General features: G+C 28.3%; 16 protein-coding genes. 13 read left to right on the top strand and 3 right to left on the bottom strand.

From position 1 onward, the window contains the following. Nucleotides 1–27: 27 nt before the first annotated feature. The 10 genes from IC174_RS09770 (at nucleotide 28) to IC174_RS09725 (ending at nucleotide 13,329) form a co-directional block, all read left to right on the top strand. The gene (locus tag IC174_RS09770; protein WP_227432651.1) at nucleotides 28–1,659 is read left to right on the top strand and encodes a GGDEF domain-containing protein; all 1,632 of its coding nucleotides are present in this window, start codon (nucleotides 28–30) and stop codon (nucleotides 1,657–1,659) included. An 83-nt stretch (nucleotides 1,660–1,742) separates the two neighbouring features. Beyond that, nucleotides 1,743–3,569, top strand: coding sequence for a diguanylate cyclase domain-containing protein (locus IC174_RS09765; RefSeq protein ID WP_413927128.1), 1,827 nt, complete (start codon nucleotides 1,743–1,745; stop codon nucleotides 3,567–3,569). 21 nt (nucleotides 3,570–3,590) lie between these two features. After that, complete coding sequence (locus tag IC174_RS09760) at nucleotides 3,591–5,582, top strand: sigma 54-interacting transcriptional regulator (protein WP_255625499.1); 1,992 nt, start codon at nucleotides 3,591–3,593, stop codon at nucleotides 5,580–5,582. Nucleotides 5,583–5,842: 260 nt separating this feature from the next. Next, nucleotides 5,843–7,102 (top strand): pyridoxal phosphate-dependent aminotransferase, encoded by a 1,260-nt coding sequence (locus IC174_RS09755; protein ID WP_227482820.1) that lies wholly within the window; start codon nucleotides 5,843–5,845, stop codon nucleotides 7,100–7,102. A gap of 60 nt (nucleotides 7,103–7,162) precedes the next feature. Beyond that, the gene (gene iorA, locus IC174_RS09750; RefSeq protein WP_227482819.1) at nucleotides 7,163–8,950 is read left to right on the top strand and encodes an indolepyruvate ferredoxin oxidoreductase subunit alpha; all 1,788 of its coding nucleotides are present in this window, start codon (nucleotides 7,163–7,165) and stop codon (nucleotides 8,948–8,950) included. Between the two features lies 1 nt (nucleotide 8,951). After that, nucleotides 8,952–9,527: an indolepyruvate oxidoreductase subunit beta gene (locus tag IC174_RS09745; protein ID WP_227432656.1), complete on the top strand. Its 576-nt coding sequence runs from the start codon at nucleotides 8,952–8,954 to the stop codon at nucleotides 9,525–9,527. A gap of 53 nt (nucleotides 9,528–9,580) precedes the next feature. Beyond that, nucleotides 9,581–10,651 (top strand): butyrate kinase, encoded by a 1,071-nt coding sequence (buk, locus tag IC174_RS09740; protein ID WP_227482818.1) that lies wholly within the window; start codon nucleotides 9,581–9,583, stop codon nucleotides 10,649–10,651. A 216-nt stretch (nucleotides 10,652–10,867) separates the two neighbouring features. Next, complete coding sequence (locus IC174_RS09735; protein WP_227482817.1) at nucleotides 10,868–11,569, top strand: hypothetical protein; 702 nt, start codon at nucleotides 10,868–10,870, stop codon at nucleotides 11,567–11,569. A gap of 60 nt (nucleotides 11,570–11,629) precedes the next feature. Continuing rightward, nucleotides 11,630–12,136, top strand: a complete 507-nt coding sequence (locus tag IC174_RS09730) for an NUDIX hydrolase (protein ID WP_227432659.1) — start codon at nucleotides 11,630–11,632, stop codon at nucleotides 12,134–12,136. A gap of 170 nt (nucleotides 12,137–12,306) precedes the next feature. Next, nucleotides 12,307–13,329: an AI-2E family transporter gene (locus IC174_RS09725; protein ID WP_227432660.1), complete on the top strand. Its 1,023-nt coding sequence runs from the start codon at nucleotides 12,307–12,309 to the stop codon at nucleotides 13,327–13,329. 142 nt (nucleotides 13,330–13,471) lie between these two features. Here IC174_RS09725 and IC174_RS09720 read toward each other — a convergent pair whose 3' ends face one another. The 3 genes from IC174_RS09720 to IC174_RS09710 form a co-directional block, all read right to left on the bottom strand. Further along, on the bottom strand, nucleotides 13,472–13,780 hold the full coding sequence (locus IC174_RS09720) for a DUF1540 domain-containing protein (RefSeq protein WP_021385244.1): 309 nt from the start codon (nucleotides 13,778–13,780) through the stop codon (nucleotides 13,472–13,474). 61 nt (nucleotides 13,781–13,841) lie between these two features. Beyond that, nucleotides 13,842–14,270: a hypothetical protein gene (locus IC174_RS09715; RefSeq protein WP_227482816.1), complete on the bottom strand. Its 429-nt coding sequence runs from the start codon at nucleotides 14,268–14,270 to the stop codon at nucleotides 13,842–13,844. A 229-nt stretch (nucleotides 14,271–14,499) separates the two neighbouring features. Next, complete coding sequence (locus IC174_RS09710) at nucleotides 14,500–15,957, bottom strand: carbon starvation protein A (RefSeq protein WP_227432662.1); 1,458 nt, start codon at nucleotides 15,955–15,957, stop codon at nucleotides 14,500–14,502. A 419-nt stretch (nucleotides 15,958–16,376) separates the two neighbouring features. On the opposite strand from IC174_RS09710, the gene nadA reads away from it, so the two are divergent. The 3 genes from nadA to nadC are packed head-to-tail and all read left to right on the top strand — an operon-like array spanning nucleotide 16,377 to nucleotide 19,422. Then, on the top strand, nucleotides 16,377–17,291 hold the full coding sequence (nadA, locus tag IC174_RS09705) for a quinolinate synthase NadA (protein ID WP_227482815.1): 915 nt from the start codon (nucleotides 16,377–16,379) through the stop codon (nucleotides 17,289–17,291). A gap of 12 nt (nucleotides 17,292–17,303) precedes the next feature. Beyond that, complete coding sequence (locus IC174_RS09700; RefSeq protein ID WP_227482814.1) at nucleotides 17,304–18,605, top strand: L-aspartate oxidase; 1,302 nt, start codon at nucleotides 17,304–17,306, stop codon at nucleotides 18,603–18,605. Further along, entirely contained in the window at nucleotides 18,586–19,422 is an 837-nt protein-coding gene (gene nadC / locus IC174_RS09695; RefSeq protein ID WP_227482813.1) for a carboxylating nicotinate-nucleotide diphosphorylase, read from the top strand. The genes IC174_RS09700 and nadC overlap by 20 nt, the downstream gene beginning before the upstream one ends. Nucleotides 19,423–19,646 lie beyond the last annotated feature (224 nt).

Genomic DNA, 19,646 nt, shown 5'->3' with positions numbered 1-19,646 from the left:
TATGGTATTCAAGGATTTAGTGAAAAAATGAAAAAGTATATTTTGATTTCCTGTAAATATATTGAACAATACTTACCTAAAGATTATGTGTTTTTAGCACGATTTTATTCACAAATAGCCATTTTAAGTTTAAAGAATGAAGATGTAAATAGAGCAGATCTATATATAGATAAATTTAATCTTATTTGTAAGGGGAGCAATTTTTTAGTGGAAGAAATTATCTTTGAATCTCAATTGATTTATATTAAAGCAAGTAAATGTATTGATTCTTCTATAATAATTAAGGAAATAGAAGACTTATATATAAAAGTAAAAGAAACTAATGATTTTAATTGTAAAAAAATATATTTTTTTATAATTGGTAAGATATATTTTTTGTTTTTAGATGATGCATTAATTGCTAAAATGAATTTCTTAAAAGCAAGAAAATATGCAGAGTTATCAAAAGATATAGAAGTATGCTCACTATGCGATATAAAGCTAGGGGAATGTGAATGTTCATTTGAAAATTATGAAGGAGCAAGAGGATACTTTAATGAAGTAATAAAGAATAAGAAATATACAAACGTAAATATAATTCAAAAGTATAGAGCATCAAATAACATAACTAAATTATTAATAAAAACTAAAGACTATTCAGGTGCTATAAATAATTTAGCAAAATCTGAAGTATATTTGGAAAAATTTAAGAATCAAGATTTAAAAGAAGTAGAAAAATTAGACTTATGTATAAATCTAGCTATGTACTATGCAGAAAGTAATGAAAAATCATTTGAGAAATCAACTTGTTATTTAAATCGGGCTAAAAGTTTATTAAATAACATAAATAATGTAGAAGAGTATATAATATATGATTTAGAAGTGATTTATCATCAGATTAATATATATTATATATTTGAAGATTATGAAAAGTCCTTGATTACAAGCAAAAAACTTCTTGAAAAGGCTAAAGAAGCTAAAAATTATAATTATGTGAAAGAAGCATATAAAACTATACACATGTGTTTTGAGAAGATACAAGATTATGAAATGAGTATGAGATACTTTAAAATGTACTATGAGTTAAAACAGATGTATATGAAAGCTAGGAATAGAAATTATATAGACTCCTTAAATTATAGACATGAACATATCGAAAAAGAAATAAATAATATGAAAAAAATAAAACTCGATTTAGATAAGAAAAAATACATCGACCCTTTGACAAATGCTTATAATAGAGCATATTTAAATAATTTCTTAGAAAAACAAGAGATTAGTGAGTACAGTTCTGCATTTATGATAGATGTAGATTATTTTAAGGAATACAATGACACTCATGGTCATTATAATGGAGATATTGCTCTTAAAAATATAACTATGATAATAAAAAAATATTTAAAAGAGGACATGTCTGTTATAAGGTATGGAGGAGAGGAATTTTTAATATTGTCTATATGCAAAGATTATAGAAAAAGCAAAGTATTTGGAAAAAAGTTATGTAAGGTTGTAAAAAAATTCTTAAATGATGATTTGACGATTAGTATTGGTATTGATACTTGTAAAAATAGTAGTATAGATATAAGTGAAATAATTGAAAATGCGGATAAAGCCTTATACAAAGCAAAACAAACTGGAAGAAATAGATGTTTGCATTATTATGATTTTAAGAATTTTTAACTCTTGAAATAGGATTGGTGATTTACTTGAAAGGGAGTTTAATAGAAGATTTAAAGAGAAATATAAAAAAGATAGAATATGATATGTTGACTAAGTTCTATCTGAATTTGACCGATTTAAACTACATCTTGGATTATCACAAAGACCTTTTAAATACAAAAATAGATGCTAAAGATAGAGTCTATATTTTATATTTAATTAGTCTAATAAACTATGTAAAAAAAGATAGAGAAGCATCGTATAATTATTTGATAGTTTCACTAAAAGATATTAAACAATTATCACTAAAAGATGATGCAGATATAATATCTAAGATTTATATTTATCTTACTCTATCTGCTATTTCTATAAAAAAATACGATAAAGCAAATCATTTTTATTTTTTAGCCAAAAAAATTATAAAACAACAACGTTTGAATGAATTATTGGTTTTGTTTAATATGAGTTTATGTGTAGAAATAAGTGCACTATATAAAACTAAATCTGAAGTAGTACTATTAGTAGAGGAAGTATCCTTTTTTAAAAAATTAAAAAATAAAGTTCTTGTAAGTAGAGCAAATTATATATTTGGTAGGGTATATCTATACTTATTTAACAACTTTATAAAAAGTATGGAGTATTTGATTGAATGTCTAAGATTAGCCCAGGAAAATAATCTATATTCTATAGAAGCTTTTTGCAAATGTATAATAAGCCTTTGTTATTTAGAAAGTGGGAATAACAGAGAAGCCATAAAGTATATAAAAAATGCACTAGATGTTGCACATAATAATAATTCAGTATGTTCAACTGAAAGAGTAGCAATAAAAATAGACCTTATATGGGCATATTTAAAAGAAGATATGAATAAAGAAGCAGAAGTTGTTTTAGAAAAAACTATAGAACTGATGGATGTTGTTGAAGGCGTATATAAAGATTATTTGTACTCATTCATATTTTTATATTCAGCCGAAATAGAGTTAAAGAAAGATACTTGTAATTTTGAAAGAGTAAATGCATATTTGATTTTATCAAAAAACATATATAAAAGTTTTGGAGATGTTTTTATATATAATTCTAAATTAGATTATATTTATAAGTTATATGGAGATTTATATATAAAATTTAACAATGTAGATGAAGGAATAAGATATTATTTGAAAGGTTTAAACTTAGTTAAAAAAAGTTCATTAAATCCTAAAAAACTGTCGATATTTTATGGCCTAATAGCAAAAGGATATGAATTGAAAAAAGAGTTCAAACTAGCAATTGAATATTATAAAAGTATGGATTGGTATTCAGATAAGTGGGAAAAAAACAATTCTTATAAAACATCACAAGGTATTCATAAACAATATGAATTAAGACAAAAACAAGAAAGTTTAAGATTACTTGTAGATAATAATAAGAAATTGGAAAATGATATTCTAACTGATGGACTAACTCGACTATATAATAGAAGATACTTAGAACAACAATTGAATTTATTCAATGAAGATAGAGATAAAAATATGATGGCAATATTGATTGATATAGATTATTTTAAAAGCTATAATGATAACTATGGTCATCCAGCAGGAGATAAAGTTATAATTAAAGTAACTGACATTATAAAAAATGTATTTATAGATATTACTGAACACATAATTAGATATGGAGGAGAGGAAATCTTAATACTAGTAGATTCTATAAAATCAATAAATGTTGAAGAGATTGATAAGATAGAAATATATATTAAAAGAATTTTTAAACTTCTTGAATTTGAAGGAATTGAACATATATACTCTAAAGTAGAAAACTATGTGACTATAAGTGCTGGAGTAAGTATAAAAAGATGTCGTAGTAGAAAAGATGTCGAGATATTAATTGAAGATGCAGACAAAAACCTATATAAATCAAAAAAAGCAGGTAGAAATCAGTATATACTATAATTTAAAATTGAGGTGATTTTATTGCAAAAGAAGATAGGAATTATAGCCTCTGATATTGAATTAAAAGAAAGAATAGAAGAATTATATAGAGAAGATGTAGAAAATGGAACTATAATAATCGACATACTTAATCTTGATTTAATGGAAAATCAAGGACGTATACTTGTTGAGAAAGGTGCTCAAGCTATAATCGGTAGAGGAGGAGGTTATAGTTTAGTAATAGACACAGTAAGTGTACCTGTAATACCCATGAATATGAAATCAACCGACCTTCTAAGAGCAATAGAAATGGCAAAGCGATATTCTAAAAAAGTAGTATTAATACTTGGAGATAATGAAGTTTCTTTTGATTATGTTGGTTGGAGAAATGTCATAAGTACTGAAATAACTGAAGAATGGTTTGAATCTAAATACGAAATAAGAAGTAAGGTTGTAAAGTATATAGACCAAAAAGATGAAGTTGTAATAGTTGGTGGAGGTCTAGCGTGTTCTTTTGCGAGACAATATGGTATTGATAGTGTATTTGCAACTGCCAGTGACGAATCTATAAGAGAAGCTGTTGAGTATTGTAAGAAATTATTAGATACATTAGGCGAGGAAAAATTTAATAATGAAGTATTAAGAAATATATTAGATGGCATAAAAGATGGAGTAATTGCTATAGATAGTAATGGAAGTATAATTTTGTACAATGAAAGTGCAAAAAACATGCTTAAAGTAGAAAGAAAATGCGCGCTTAATAAATATATTCTAGATATATTTCCAAAAATGGGATGGCTATTAGATTGTCTACATGAGAAAGATGATGTAGAAGATAGGAAGATAAGAAATATAAACAACTTGATTGTTAATACTAGAACAACATTAATAAAAGTAGATGATAGCACTTATGGAGTTTTAGGAATAATACAAGATATAACTAAGCTACAAAATTTAGAAAGAAAAATAAGGTTTGATTTAAATCAAAAAGGTCTATATGCTAGATATACTTTTGATGATTTTTTATTTAAAGATAAATTAACAAAGGAATTTATTGAAGAAGCTAAAAAAATTGGGAAAAGTGATTACACAACACTACTTTATGGAGAAAGTGGGTCTGGTAAAGAAATTATAGCCCATAGTATACATAATATAAGCAAAAGAAAAGACAGGCCTTTTGTGGCTATAAACTGTGCTACTATAGCAGAAAATTTACTTGAAAGTGAGCTTTTTGGATATGAAGAAGGTGCATTTACAGGTGCTAGGAAAGGTGGAAAAAGAGGGTTATTTGAACTTGCTCATGGAGGAACTCTTTTTCTTGATGAAATAAACAGTGTCTCATTTAATATTCAGACAAAACTATTAAGAGTAATAGAGGAGCGACAAATAATGAGAATTGGCTCTGACTACATAATACCTTTGGATATTAGAATCATAGCAGCTACCAATGAATCTTTAACAGAAAAAATAGTTATGGGTACATTTAGAGCTGACTTATTTTATAGATTAAGTAGTTTAGAGATAAATATCCCTCCTTTAAGAGATAGAAGAGAAGATATAATACCATTGTTTAATAATTTTGTAAATGAAGTTTTAAAGGATGATGGTTTACATGGAATAAACAGTATAGATGAAAATTTTGCTCTAACTAAGGATGAGATAAATGCGCTATATAATTATAGTTGGCCTGGAAATGTTAGAGAGCTAAAAACAATAGCTCAAAAGTATGTTGTGACAGGGAAAATTAAATTAAGAAAAGAGCAAAACTTTAAGGCTAAAGAAGCAGTACCTAGTTCCAGTGTAGAAGAATTTAATGTTGAAACAACAGCAAGTATGGAAACTACAGATAAAGTCATAGATATAAGTAAGATAAATGATGGTAAGGTAAGTATAGATATAAAAGAAGTAAATAAGTATGTTGAAGAAAAAATAATAAGCATGCTTTTTGCTCAGGGGCTTTCCAAAAATGAAGTTGCACAAGTTCTTGGAATAAGTAGAACATCTCTATGGAAAAAGTATAATAAAAATATTTGACATAATTACATATAAATTATTTTGAGGTGATGTTAATTTTTCAAAACGAATGTTAAGAAAAATTAACATTATTTTTTTGTAGAATTTTATTTTTTCAGACAAGCACATAGATTTGTAAGAAAAATAACTTAAACACTTAATTTTAGTAGTGAAAAAAATCAGAATTCTAAACAAAAGTAGTTTTACATAAAGTTAAATTTGTTGGCATGCTAATTGCTTAATATAAATGTGAGAGTAAATACAATTTTAGGGGTGATGGTATGAGTCAAAGTATGGTTGGTAAGCATGCAATGTGGCCAAAAGAAAATGATGTTATATTTAGCTTATCTGGAAGAGCTCAAGCAGCAGAAAAAGCTTTAGGTATGGATAATGTAATAAATGCAACAATAGGCGCTCTAATGGATGACTCAGGAAAATTAATAACAATGAAAACTGTATATGATGAATATAAAGCATTAGATAACTGTGATATAGGTGCATATGCAGCCCTTGAAGGTCAGCCAGACTACTTAGAAGCAGTTAAAAAAGTATTTTTTAGAGATTACTTACCAGAAGGACATATAAGAGTATTAGCTTCACCGGGAGGAAGTGGTGCAATAAAACTAGCTGTATGGAATTATACAAATGAAGGTGACGAAGTTTTAACATCTGATTGGTTTTGGAGTCCATATGTTAGTATAGCTGAAGAAGCTAATAGAAAAGTAGTAAACTACCAATTGTTTGATGAAAATAGAAAATTTAATTTTGATTCATTCAAAGAAAATTTTGTGAATATAGCAGAAAAACAAGGAAGAGTTTTTACAATTATAAATACACCAGCTCACAATCCAACAGGATATAGTGTTGCAGATGATGAGTGGGATAAAATATTAGACTTATCAAAAGAAGTTGCACAAGATAAAGACAAAAAGATAATATTTTTCGTAGATTCAGCATATATTGACTTTGCAGGTGATGATGATGTATGTAGAAAATTCTTTAAGAAATTTTCCAACTTGCCTGAAAACGTTCTTATATTAGTTGGTTTTAGTATGTCAAAAGGATTTACAGCTTATGGAATGAGAATGGGAGCTATAATTTGTATATCTTCAAGTGAAGATGTAGCAGAAGAGTTCCATTATTCATGTGTTCATTCATGTAGAGCAAACTGGTCAAATTGCAATAGAAGTGCTATGGCAGTTCTATCTAATATTGTAAATGACCCTAAAAAATTCAAAGAATATGAGGAGGAAAAAGAAGTATACAAAAAAATGCTGACTAGAAGAGCAGATGTATTTGTAAAAGAAGCTGAAAGAGTAGGATTAGAAATTCTTCCATATATAGCAGGTTTCTTTGTAAGTATACCATGTGATAATCCAAGAGAAGTATGTGAAGAATTAACTAAACACAATGTATTTGCAATTCCATTGAAGATGGGATTAAGATTTGCAGTTTGTGCAGTTTCAGAAGAAAAATGTAAGAAAGCACCAAGTATTATAAAAGAAGCACTTGAAAGTTTAGAAGTAAAAATAAATAATTAATTTCATTGAACAAATTGGGTGGACTATGAATTTAATAATTGTAGATGGAGGGAATTTTATATGAAACAATTGATGACAGGTAATGAGGCAATTGCACGTGGAGCCTATGAGGCTGGTGTTAAATATGCATCTGCATATCCAGGTACTCCAAGTACAGAAATACTAGAAAATTTAGCAACATATAAAGATGCAATAGTTGCAGAATGGGCTCCAAACGAAAAGGTAGCACTTGAGGCTGCTATAGGGGGTTCAATTGCAGGAGCAAGAACTATGGCTTCTATGAAACATGTTGGTGTAAATGTTGCAGCGGATCCAATATTTACTTATGCATATACAGGCGTAAATGGTGGTATGGTACTTATTACTGCAGATGAACCGGGAATGCATTCATCTCAAAATGAACAAGACAATAGAATGTATGCAAAGTTTGCAAAGATACCTTTATTTGAACCATCAACTAGCCAAGAAGCTAAAGATATGATAAAAGAAGCTTTTGAAGTAAGTGAAAAATATGATACACCAGTTTTATATAGAGTTACAACAAGACTCTGTCACTCAAAAGGTTTAGTAGAGTGTTATGATAGAGAAGAAGTTGAAATTAAAGAGTATGTGAAAAATGCTAAAAAAATGGTTACTGTTCCAGCAAATGCTCAAATAAGAAGAGGCGTTGTTGAAGAGAGAATGGAAACTCTTAAAAAATTCTCAAATGAAACTGAATTAAACTACTATGAAATAAATGATACAAAAATAGGTGTTATAGCTTCAGGTATGTGTTGTAATTTTGCTAAAGAAGTATTTGAAAAAAATGCATCATATATGAAGTTAGGATTTACAAATCCATTACCTTATGAAAAAATAAAAGAATTTGCAGACAAAGTAGATAAAATATATGTAATAGAAGAAAACGACCCATTTATAGAAGAACAAATAAAAGCGTATGGAATAGATTGTATTGGAAAAGATGTAATACCTCCATATGGAGAAATGACACCAGATGTTTTAAGAAAAGCTATATTTGGAAAAACAAATGACACTATAGAATATAAAACTGAATTAGTAACACCAAGACCACCAAGTTTCTGTGCAGGATGTCCACATAGAGGATTCTTCTATGAACTTGGAAAGAGAAAAAATTTAATAGTTGGTGGAGATATAGGATGTTATACTCTTGGATTTGCTCCTCCATATAATGGAATAGATTATGTTGTTTGTATGGGTTCTGCCTTTGGAACTGCACATGGTGCTCAAAAAGTTCTTAACATGAAAGAAGGAAATGAAAAGAGATTAGTAGGTGTACTTGGAGATTCAACTTTCTTCCATACAGGAATAAATGGTCTTTTAGATGTAGTTTACAATAGAGGTAATTCTATATCAGTAATATTAGACAATAGAATAACTGGAATGACAGGACATCAAGAAAATCCAGGTTCAGGATATACTTTACAAGGTGATAAAACTAAAGATGTTGACATAGAAGGATTAGTCAAAGCTTGTGGAATAGAACATGTAAGAGTTATAGACCCTAATAATCTAAAAGAAGTAAATGAAGCATTAGATTGGGCTTTGGCTATAGAAGATGAACCATCTGTAATAATCACAAGATGGCCATGTGTACTTAAAAAATTCTCTAAAGAAGATATAGAAGAGTTTAATAATCCATTTAAAACTAAGTGTAAGGTTGACCATGATAAGTGTATAGGATGTAAATTATGCTTAAAAACTGGATGTCCAGCACTATCATTTGATAAAGAAAATAAATTATCAAATATAGATAGAAATCAGTGTGTAGGATGTGGAGTATGTTCACAAGTTTGTCCAAAACAAGCAATAGTTAAGGAGGAAAAATAATATGACTAAGAGTATACTTTTGGTAGGTGTAGGAGGTCAAGGAACTATACTTGCTAGTAAATTATTAACTATGGGATTGATGGAAGCTGGATATGATGTAAAAATGAGTGAGATACATGGTATGAGCCAAAGAGGAGGTTCAGTTTCTTCACAAGTTAGATATGGAGATTGTGTTCATTCTCCAGTTATAGAAATTGGAGGAGCAGACATTTTAGTATCTTTTGAAAAGATGGAGGCTTTAAGATGGTTTAATTATCTAAAGCCAGAAGGAAAAGCTTTAGTAAATAATCATAGAATAGACTCTATGACTGTTTTAATCGGAGGAGCTGAATATCAAGAAAATGATATAGATGCAGAATTAAATAGATTAAATGCAAAAGTGATAAATGCAGCAGATAAAGCTGAAGAATTAGGAAATGCAAAGATAATGAATGTTATTTTATTAGGATGTCTAGTTAAATCTATGGAACTAGAGTCTATTGACTGGGAAAAAATTATAAGTGAAAATGTTAAACCAAAATTTGTCGAGTTAAATATAAAAGCTTTCCATGAAGGTATGGAAATGGTTGGCAAATAGTTTATAATATATATAAGATAAACTATAGAAATTAATGCGAAAGGAAGAAAAGTATGACTTATAGAATATTAGCCATAAATCCAGGTTCTACTTCTACAAAAATAGGAGTATATGATGGAGAAGAACAAATTCTTGTGAAGACGATAGACCACCCAGCAGAGGAGATTGCAAAATATAATACAATTCAAGACCAATTTGAAATGCGTAAAGAGGCAGTTTTAAGTATTCTTGAAGAAAACAATATAGATTTAAAATCTCTTAGTGCAATAGTTGGAAGAGGTGGAGTTTTACCACCAGTAAAATCAGGGGCATATTTAGTAAATGAAGAAATGATTGATGTACTTAAACATAGACCAGTACTTGAGCATGCTTCAAATTTAGGAGCAGTTGTTGCACATGCAATATCAGAACCACTTGGAATAAATTCATATATCTATGATTCTGTTGCAGTAGACGAACTTATAGATATAGCAAGAGTATCTGGGCTTTGTGGAATTGATAGAGCAAGTGCAGGGCATGCATTAAATACTAGAGCAATGGCTTTAAAATATGCTAAAGATAGAGGTAAAGATTACAAGAGTTTAAACTTAATAGTAGCTCATATTGGTGGAGGAGTAAGTATTTATCTTCATGAAAAAGGAAGAATGGTTGATATGTTATCTGATGATGAAGGGCCATTTTCACCAGAAAGATCAGGAAGAGTTCCTGCTACAAAATTAGTAGCTGCTTGTTATTCAGGTCAATGCTCAGAAAGAGAAATGACTAAAAAGATAAGAGGTAAAGGTGGTATAGTTTCATATTTAAATACTGTAGATGCTAGAGAAGTTGAAAAGATGATAGCAGAAGGAAATGAAGAAGCCAAAATTATTTATGAGGCAATGGCATATCAATTGGCAAAAGGAATTGGAGAATTAGCAACTGTAGTAGATGGAAAAGTTGATGCTATAATTATAACAGGTGGAATTGCATATTCTGAAATGTTTACTTCAATGGTTAAAAAGAGAGTTGAATTTATAGCTCCAGTAGAAATTATGGCAGGAGAAAATGAGTTAGAATCACTTGCTTTTGGAACTCTTAGAGTGCTAAATGGAGAAGAAGAAGCTAGAATTTATAGTGAAAATTAATTAAATTAACTAAAAATGTTTAAATATTAGAAAAGTGGTATATCTATTTTTACACTAAAGCTTAGAATATAGGTGAAGACGTGTAAAATATGGATTGCCACTTTTTTTATGATTGAAATTCTATATTAAAATGATGAAAAATTTTGTAAAACTTTGTACTTATATATATATTTTATTGGTATTTATTGTTATTATTATTATGAGGAGTGATTTTTAATGGGAAAAATTAATTTAAAAAGTATGATAAGGTTGTTTTCAGGTTTTTTTATATTTGCAATTTCTTCTGTGCTTATGGTTAATGCACATGTTGGTCTTATGCCTTGGGATGTGCTTCATCAAGGTTTATCTATAAAATTAGGTATAACTATAGGTCAGGCGTCCATATTGGTAGGTGTTATAATCGTTATATTGGATGCAGTTTTTGGTGAAAATATAGGATGGGGTACATTGCTAAATATGACATTTATAGGAATTTTCATTGATTTAGTAATATTTTCAGGTGTGATACCTCATGCAAGTAATACTTATATAGGAGTATTCATGGTTGTTATAGGAATCATCTTAGCTGCTATAGCTAGTTTTTTGTATTTAGGAGTTTGCCTTGGAAGTGGGCCAAGAGATGGTCTTATGATTGCTCTTCAGAAAAAAACTAATAGGTCTGTACGTCTTGTTAGAACAGTTCTTGAAATATTAGCACTCGTTGCTGGTTGGTTATTAGGTGGTTCTGTAGGAATTGGTACACTTGTAAGTGCTTTAGGTTTAGGGTATGTATTACAAATAGTGTTTAGAATGTTTAAATTTGATACAAAATCTCTTAAACATAGATTCATTATAGATGATATAAAAGCGTGGAAAGAAAAGAAAAATGATGAACATAAATGTAAATCAAGCATTGTAATAAAAAATGAACAAAATTAATTATACTAAAATGTATCTATATTTTAGTTAACTTTATAAGGAAAGTAAGGAGATTTGAAAGTGGAATTATGGGATTTGTATAATGCTGATGGAATTAAAACAGGAAATGTTATAGAGCGAGATAATTCTATTGAAGAAGGATATTATCATTTAGCAGTTGAAGTGTGGATTGTAAATAGTAATTTTCAGGTTTTAATTCAGAAAAGGTCTGAAAATAAAAAGACACTGCCAAATATATGGGGGATGACAACTGGATGTATTGTTTCTGGAGAAGAAAGTTTAGATGGTGCAATTCGTGAGGCTAAGGAAGAAATAGGAATTGATATATCCAAAGATGAGATAAAGATTTTTAGAAGTATGATTCATGGAGATACTTTATGGGATGTATATTTAGTTAAAAAAGAGTATGATGTATCAAATGCAATTTTACAAAAAGAAGAAGTAAGTGATATAAAATGGGTAAGTACAGGTGAAATAAGACAATTATTAAAAAAGGGCTTATTTTTTGAATATCCAGAGATATATGATTTACTATCTGATATAGATAATAATGATTTAAATATATAATGTAGGCAGAATTAGATATAAGTATGTATTATCTAAAATTATCTTCTCTAAAATTTAATGTTGTATTAGGAAGAATTAATGCATTATTTTTAATGTTCTCCTAATTAGATTTTAGAATTAGAGTAATAAGTTTGATTGTTAAGTAGTAAAAATCTGGGGAGGATTACGCTGTGGAAAATAATAAAGAATTGACACCCGATAGTTCAAAATATAAGATTGTTTCTATATCTGTGGTAGTGATTATTTTAATTACATTTTGGTATATGTTAAATATGGTGCTTTTAACATTTATAATGACTTTTGTTTTTTATAATTTATTAGTTTCCATAAGAAAAAGAATTAGGAAATTATTTTCTTTCTATGTTCCTGATTCATTAATAATTATAGTATTATATTCGTTATTTGCTATATTATTAGTACTAATTAGTTATGCAGTTGTGCCAATAATTATAGTTCAACTTACAGAGTTAAGCAGGATTTTAAGTAATTTTGATGTAAATCAATTTGCTCAATCTTTAGGGCCAAAGATTTATCCTATTGTTTCAAAGTTGGATTTTAATAAATATATTTCACAGGCAGGATTGTTAATAGCATCAGCAGCAACTAAAGTTGGAAGTTTTGGGATAAATATATTACTAGCTTTTTTACTTAGTTTACTGCTTTTACTTGAAAAAAATGATATTAAAAAATTTGGAAATAAACTTGCAGAAAGTAAAATTTCTTTCATCTATAATTCTCTTGTATTTTTTGGAAAAAGTTTTGTGAAAAATTTTGGTGATGTAATGAAAGTACAAGTAATGATTGCATTTATAAATTCTATTGTTTCTATGATTTTTTTAGGATTTATGGGTTTTCCTCAAATATGGGCTTTAGGACTTATGATTTTTGTTTTGGGTCTTATTCCAGTAGCTGGAGTTATAGTGTCTCTAATTCCATTAACAGTAATAGCTCTTAATATAGGAGGAATAGCAAAAGTATTTGGCGTTTTGGCCATGATTTGTATAGTGCATGCAGTGGAAACATATATATTAAATCCTAAGTTGATGTCAAATAGAACAAAACTTCCAGTTTGTTTTGTTTTCATTATTTTACTTGTAGGAGAGCATTATTTAGGTGTATGGGGATTATTAATTGGAGTTCCAATATTTATGTTTCTTATGGATATATTTGGTGTAAAATTTAGTTCAAGATGATAACTTATAATTACATTTACTTCCTAATACATAATGCTTTAATTGTAAAAAAGAACCTATAATAGATATCTTTTAAAAGGTATCTGTTTTATAGGTTCCATTTTATTTTTTATAAATACTAAATAGTTAAGTATCAATGAAATTATTTCATTTCAAAAGTTTCACAGCTTGCATTTCCTGAGTTTATATGAACTTTTTCAGCTTTGCAAAGTTCATTCTTGTTGTATTTACATTTTACAGCTTCACAATGAATATTATCTGTATCAACTTGGTTAGTGTCATTAGAACGACTAGTTATACCAGATGTATATTTGTCTTCAAAAGAAGCACAGTAAGTATTTCCTGTAGTAGTTGCTTGCATTCCATCTACTTTTATGCTACCAGCATAACAATATCCACTAGTATTATAAGCACAGTTAGTAGCATCACAATTTAAATTATTATTTTTCATAAATAACCTCCTAAGTTTTTTATTTAAACTTATTATGTGAAGTTATTTGAATTTTATACACTTATTTACAATTACATTTCTTACATTTAACAATTATATCTTCAGAAGTTTCTCTTCCTAAATTTTTATTAATATGATACACATCAATATTTTCAGTTGAACCACATATAGAACATTTAAAGTTGTTCTCTAGTAAAGTTCTTTCTTTAAACAACTTCCAGTACATAGAATTAATATAATCATTATAGTTTACCTTAAGGCATGTCTCAAGAAAGTTTATGTATAGATTGTCTAAATCTCCTGTATTTAAGTCTGTATATTCTGGCTCAAAATATTCACAACATCCTCTAAAATCAGGTTTGGTATCTGAAATAACACATTTAATATCATATCTGTAATCTAGGCTAGGCCCCTTCAATGAAAGGTGTGTACAAAAAGAACAAGATGTTTCTGGTAAATTTTTTTCTAGTTCATGTAATTTATTATTCATAAGTATTCCTCCAAAAAATTATTTTGAGTATATAAACAATGTAGATTATTTTAAATCTTTTATTTATTTATATTAAATATATAGGATAAATATTCCAATAAAAGGTGGCTGTTTATTTATTAATGTATTTAATAAGAAAGAGGCTAATCTCTATTTTGAGACAGCCTCTTTTTATTGAGTTATTTAAAATTAAAAGTTTTAATAAAAATCTAATAATATTTATATTTAGCTAGCTAGCTAGATTTGTATCCGTTTTGCTTTTTAGTTTTCTGCCATAGTATACAGTTAAAACAGCATACAAAACAGTAAAAATGGTAGCTAAAATATATGATATATTTATACTTAAGTTAAATCCAATTTGAGCATTGAATATATAACTAGAAATTACAAAAGAATAAAACATACCTGGGATTAAGCTTATGATATAATTTTTTTCTTTTATTATAAGATAAACTGTAATCATAGCAAAGGCGAATATAGCAATAGTTTGGTTACTCCAAGAGAAATATCTCCATAATATATTAAATCCAGAAGTGCTAAGTTTTGCAAATATAAGGATGGCTATAACAGGAATAAATATACAGATTGATAATATAACACGATGTTTCTTTTCTTTTTGGTCATAATGGAAATAATCTGCAAGCATTAATCTTAAAGATCTTAAAGCTGTATCTCCAGAAGTTATTGGTAAAACAATAACACCTATTATAGCTATAATACCACCAACAGAACCAAGTAAGTCTCTAGCAACTAAACCTATTACATCAGGAGAACCTATTAATTCACTAGGTATTCCTTTATTGTAAATACCCATAGCAGCTGCCGCCCAAATCATGGCAATTAAACCTTCCAAAATCATCATATTATAAAAAGTGCTTCTACCTTCTTTTTCATTTGAAACTGATCTTGCTATAAGAGTAGCTTGAGTTGAGTGGAATCCAGAAACAATACCACAAGCAACTGTAACAAAGAATGTAGGGATAAGAGGAATTCCATTAGGATGGATACCTTTCCAATTTGCTAGGCTTAAATTGGCTAAGTCATAACCCTGTGTAAATATTCCAATTCCAACACCAGCAGCAGATAAAAGTAGAATGGCTCCAAATATTGGATATATTTTTCCTATTATTTTATCAATTGGAAATAGTGTTGCACATAAATAATATACAAAGATGATTCCATAAACTATCCAAACGACTGGATTATTGATAGTTGATTTCATATTTAGAATTTGAGTAACTACCAAATCTCCAGGTGTATAAATAAAAACTGCACCAACCAAAAGCATTAATAAGCAAAGGAAGATATTATAAACTTGAAAGACCTTATTACCTAAAAATCTGCTGATAAGAGAAGGCATCTGTGCTCCTTTTTCTCTTATACTAATCATTCCACTCATATAGTCATGTAAAGCTCCTCCTAATACACAACCAATAGGAATTAGTATAAACGCAATTGGACCAAATAAAATACCTTGTATAGGTCCTAAAATCGGTCCTGTACCAGCTATATTAAGCAACTCAATAAGACTATTTTTCCATTTTTTCATTGGAACATAGTCTACTCCATCACTCTGAGCAAGTGCAGGTGTTTTTCTGTCATCTGGGCCAAATACTTTTTCACAATAAGCGCCGTATAAAGCACCTCCTATTAGTAAAATAGCCAAACCAATTAAGAATGTTGTCATAACATCACCCCATTTATAAAATTTTTTGGATTCTGTATACATATTGTCTGAATGTGTAAGTTTTTATAAGATTTTATACTTAAAACACTTACAAATTCTATAAAGTATTAAAACTAATATAATTTCAGAAATAAATACATATACATAATCATGCACTTAGTATACAGGTATTTGGAAAAAAATTCAATATTATAACAAGAAAGAATATAAAAAATATTCTGATAATATTCTACAAAAAATTAAAAAATACAAAAAAAATAATTTAAATAGAGGTAAAAAAATGATAAATTAATTGATAGTGTAAGTGTCTATATCTTAACAATATTAAGAGGTCTAAAATTCTTGAAGAAAAAATAGTCAAGTGATATAATGAATTTACAGGTGTATATACACTAGTACATATAGAAAGCGGTGCAATTATGGATAAAGATTTAACATATCAAATCAAAGAGCTAAAGAAAGAAAAAAATGCAATAATACTTGCTCATTTTTATCAACCACCAGAAATACAAGAATTAGCAGATGCAGTTGGAGATTCGTATTACTTAAGTGAAATTGCTAGAGATTGTAAAGAAGAAGTGGTTGTATTTTGTGGTGTGAGATTTATGGGAGAAAGTGCTAAGATATTATCACCTGAAAAAACTGTATTGATGCCAGTAAGTAACGCTGGATGTGCTATGGCAGATATGGTAGATGAAGAAGGCGTGATAAAACTAAAACAACAGTATCCAAATGCTTTGGTTGTATGTTATATAAACTCTACAGCTAAAGTTAAAGCACATTGTGATGTTTCAGTTACATCATCTAGTGCAATTAAAATATTAGAAAACATAGATAATAAAGAAATTATATTCCTCCCAGACAGGAACCTAGGAGGATATATTGCAGAAAAATTCCCTAATAAAGAATTTATATTTTGGGATGGATATTGTAAATATCACAACAATATAAAAGTTGCAGAAATAATTGAATTAAAAGAAAAGTATAAAGATGCAGAAGTATTGGTACATCCAGAATGTAAAAAAGAAATAAGAGACCTAGGTGATTATGTAGGTAGTACATCAGGAATAATAAAATATGCTACTGACAGCAAAAATACAGATTTTATAATAGCAACTGAAGAGGGTATCTTACATGAATTAAAGAAAAACAACCCTAATAAAAATTTTTATATTCCTGGTGGAAGAATACTATGTACAGATATGAAAAAAACAACATTAGAGAATTTGTATAGTACTCTTAAAAATATGGAAAACGAAGTTATTGTAGAAGATGAAATTATGGAAAAGGCTTTAAATTCACTGCTTAATATGCACAGATTAGCAGAAGGATAGAGGGATAGACTTATGAATTTAGAACAGGATGTTTTAATAATTGGAAGTGGTGTTTCGGGACTATATTGTGCATTAAATTTGGATAAAAATTTAAATGTGTTAGTAGTATCAAAATCTACAATTGAAAACAACAATACATATCTTGCACAAGGAGGAATTTCAACTGCTAGAAATATTGATGATATAGAATCTTTTGTAGAAGATACAATGAAGGCTGGTCAGTATAAAAATAGGGTTGAAGCAGTCAAAGTTCTTGCAGATGAATCTATAGAAAATGTAGGTCAAATAGTAGACTATGGTATGCCTTTAGACAAAGAAAATGGAGAGATAGACTATACAAGAGAGGGAGCTCATAGCGTAAATAGAATAGTTCATAGCAAAGATAATACAGGAGAAGTTGTTTTTAAGACTCTATTAAAAGAAGCTAAAACTAGGGAAAATATAACTCTTATAGAAGATGCTTATCTTTTAGATATATTAAAAGATGGTAATAAGTGTATAGGAGCTAGAATTTTTAAGTCTCAAAAAGAAATTCATATCTTTTCAAAGGTAGTAGTTTTAGCTACAGGTGGAATTGGTGGACTTTTTAAAAATTCTACGAATCAAAGACACCTTACAGGAGATGGAATTGCTATAGCATTAAGAAATAATATTAAAATAGAAAATTTAGAATATATTCAAATACACCCAACAGCTTTCTATGAAGAAAATAGTGAAGGTAGAAGGATGCTTATATCTGAATCTTTGAGAGGAGAAGGGGCTAAACTTTTAAACAAAAACAAAAAAAGATTTGTAGATGAACTTCTTCCAAGAGATGTAGTTTCAAAAGCTATTTTTGAACAAATGGAAAAAGATGATTTGCCTTATGTATATTTAGATGCAACACACTTAGATAGTGAATATTTAATCAATAGATTTTCTTTTATATACAATGAATGTTTAAATAGAGGAACAGATATAACCAAAGAATATATAAAAGTATCTCCTGCACAACATTATTTTATGGGAGGGATACATGTTGATTTAGATTCAAAAACATCTATGGAGAACCTATATGCAGTGGGTGAAATTAGTTGTACAGGTGTTCATGGAGCTAATCGACTAGCAAGTAATTCACTACTTGAAGGTCTTGTATTTTCAAAAAGAGCAGCTAAAAATATAAACTCAGTTATAGGTAGTATAGAAGTGAAGTTTATAGAAGTACCAAATATAGAGGTGGATGTAGAAAAAATAAAGGAAGAGAATAAAATATTAGTTATAAAAGAAATAGAAAGAACAAGTGAGGATTTTGGCGATGAATTATTTGATTATTGATAAAATGATACAAGATGCTTTAATAGAAGATGTTCCAAGTGAGGATATAACAACTAATTCTATTGTAGATGAAAATTCTAAGTCTACTGTAGATTTAATTTGTAAACAAGATGGTATAATATCGGGTTTAGGTGTGTTTAAAAGAGTTTTTGAAATACTTGGAGATGTAGAGGTAGAGTTGTATAAAAATGATGGCGATAGGGTAAATAATGCAGAAAAGATAGCTGTATTAACTGGAAATACTAGAAACTTACTTGTGGGAGAACGTGTAGCGTTAAATTATTTACAAAGAATGAGCGGAATAGCTACTGCTACAAGTATGTTTGTGGAAAAACTTGAAGGTACAAATACTAAACTATTGGATAGTAGAAAAACAATACCTAATCTTAGAATTTTAGACAAATATTCTGTAAAAGTAGGTGGAGGATGCAATCATAGATTTAATTTATCTGATGGAATATTACTTAAAGATAATCATATTGGAGCTGCAGGTGGTGTTAAAAATGCAGTTGAATTAGCTAGAAAAAACACATCTTTTGTCAGAAAAATAGAGGTAGAAGTGGAAACTCTAGAAATGGTAAAAGAAGCTATAGAAGCTAAAGCAGATATAATAATGTTAGATAATATGAATTTGGAGACAGCAAAAAAGGCTATAGAAATGATAAATGGGAGAGCAGTTGTAGAGTTTTCTGGAAATGTAAATTTAGATACAATAGAATCTATAGGAAAAATTGGTGTTGATGTTGTCTCTGTGGGAGCGCTTACACACTCAGTGAAAGCACTTGATATAAGTATGAAAAACTTAAGAAATATATAAGACAGGACTAAAATAAATTTAATAAAAAAGTATTGAACAGATTTAATTTAATAATGTGATAAATAATTAAAATAGATTACTTAAATAAGCTAGATAAATTTAAGTAATCTATTTTTTATTTATTAAAGTTAACCAAAATGATGAAATAATCAAAAAATAATTGAATAAATATAGAAAAACACTATATTTCTATTGGATAATATTGTTATTATCTATTTTACAGA

The organism is Clostridioides sp. ES-S-0001-03 (assembly GCF_020676075.1).
Classification (GTDB): Bacteria; Bacillota; Clostridia; order Peptostreptococcales; family Peptostreptococcaceae; genus Clostridioides.
The sequence above is the reverse complement of the archived record's forward strand: the minus strand, read 5'-3'. Positions and strand labels throughout refer to the sequence as shown.

Excerpts from the sequence above, each read along its gene's own strand:
- IC174_RS09770 (WP_227432651.1), top strand. The coding sequence starts at position 28 with ATGAAAAAGTATATTTTGATTTCCTGTAAATATATTGAACAATACTTA.
- IC174_RS09765 (WP_413927128.1), top strand. The coding sequence starts at position 1,743 with ATGTTGACTAAGTTCTATCTGAATTTGACCGATTTAAACTACATCTTG.
- IC174_RS09755 (WP_227482820.1), top strand. The coding sequence starts at position 5,843 with ATGAGTCAAAGTATGGTTGGTAAGCATGCAATGTGGCCAAAAGAAAAT.
- iorA (WP_227482819.1), top strand. The coding sequence starts at position 7,163 with ATGAAACAATTGATGACAGGTAATGAGGCAATTGCACGTGGAGCCTAT.
- IC174_RS09745 (WP_227432656.1), top strand. The coding sequence starts at position 8,952 with ATGACTAAGAGTATACTTTTGGTAGGTGTAGGAGGTCAAGGAACTATA.
- buk (WP_227482818.1), top strand. The coding sequence starts at position 9,581 with ATGACTTATAGAATATTAGCCATAAATCCAGGTTCTACTTCTACAAAA.
- IC174_RS09735 (WP_227482817.1), top strand. The coding sequence starts at position 10,868 with ATGGGAAAAATTAATTTAAAAAGTATGATAAGGTTGTTTTCAGGTTTT.
- IC174_RS09720 (WP_021385244.1), bottom strand. The coding sequence starts at position 13,780 with ATGAAAAATAATAATTTAAATTGTGATGCTACTAACTGTGCTTATAAT.
- IC174_RS09715 (WP_227482816.1), bottom strand. The coding sequence starts at position 14,270 with ATGAATAATAAATTACATGAACTAGAAAAAAATTTACCAGAAACATCT.
- IC174_RS09710 (WP_227432662.1), bottom strand. The coding sequence starts at position 15,957 with ATGACAACATTCTTAATTGGTTTGGCTATTTTACTAATAGGAGGTGCT.
- nadA (WP_227482815.1), top strand. The coding sequence starts at position 16,377 with ATGGATAAAGATTTAACATATCAAATCAAAGAGCTAAAGAAAGAAAAA.
- IC174_RS09700 (WP_227482814.1), top strand. The coding sequence starts at position 17,304 with ATGAATTTAGAACAGGATGTTTTAATAATTGGAAGTGGTGTTTCGGGA.
- nadC (WP_227482813.1), top strand. The coding sequence starts at position 18,586 with ATGAATTATTTGATTATTGATAAAATGATACAAGATGCTTTAATAGAA.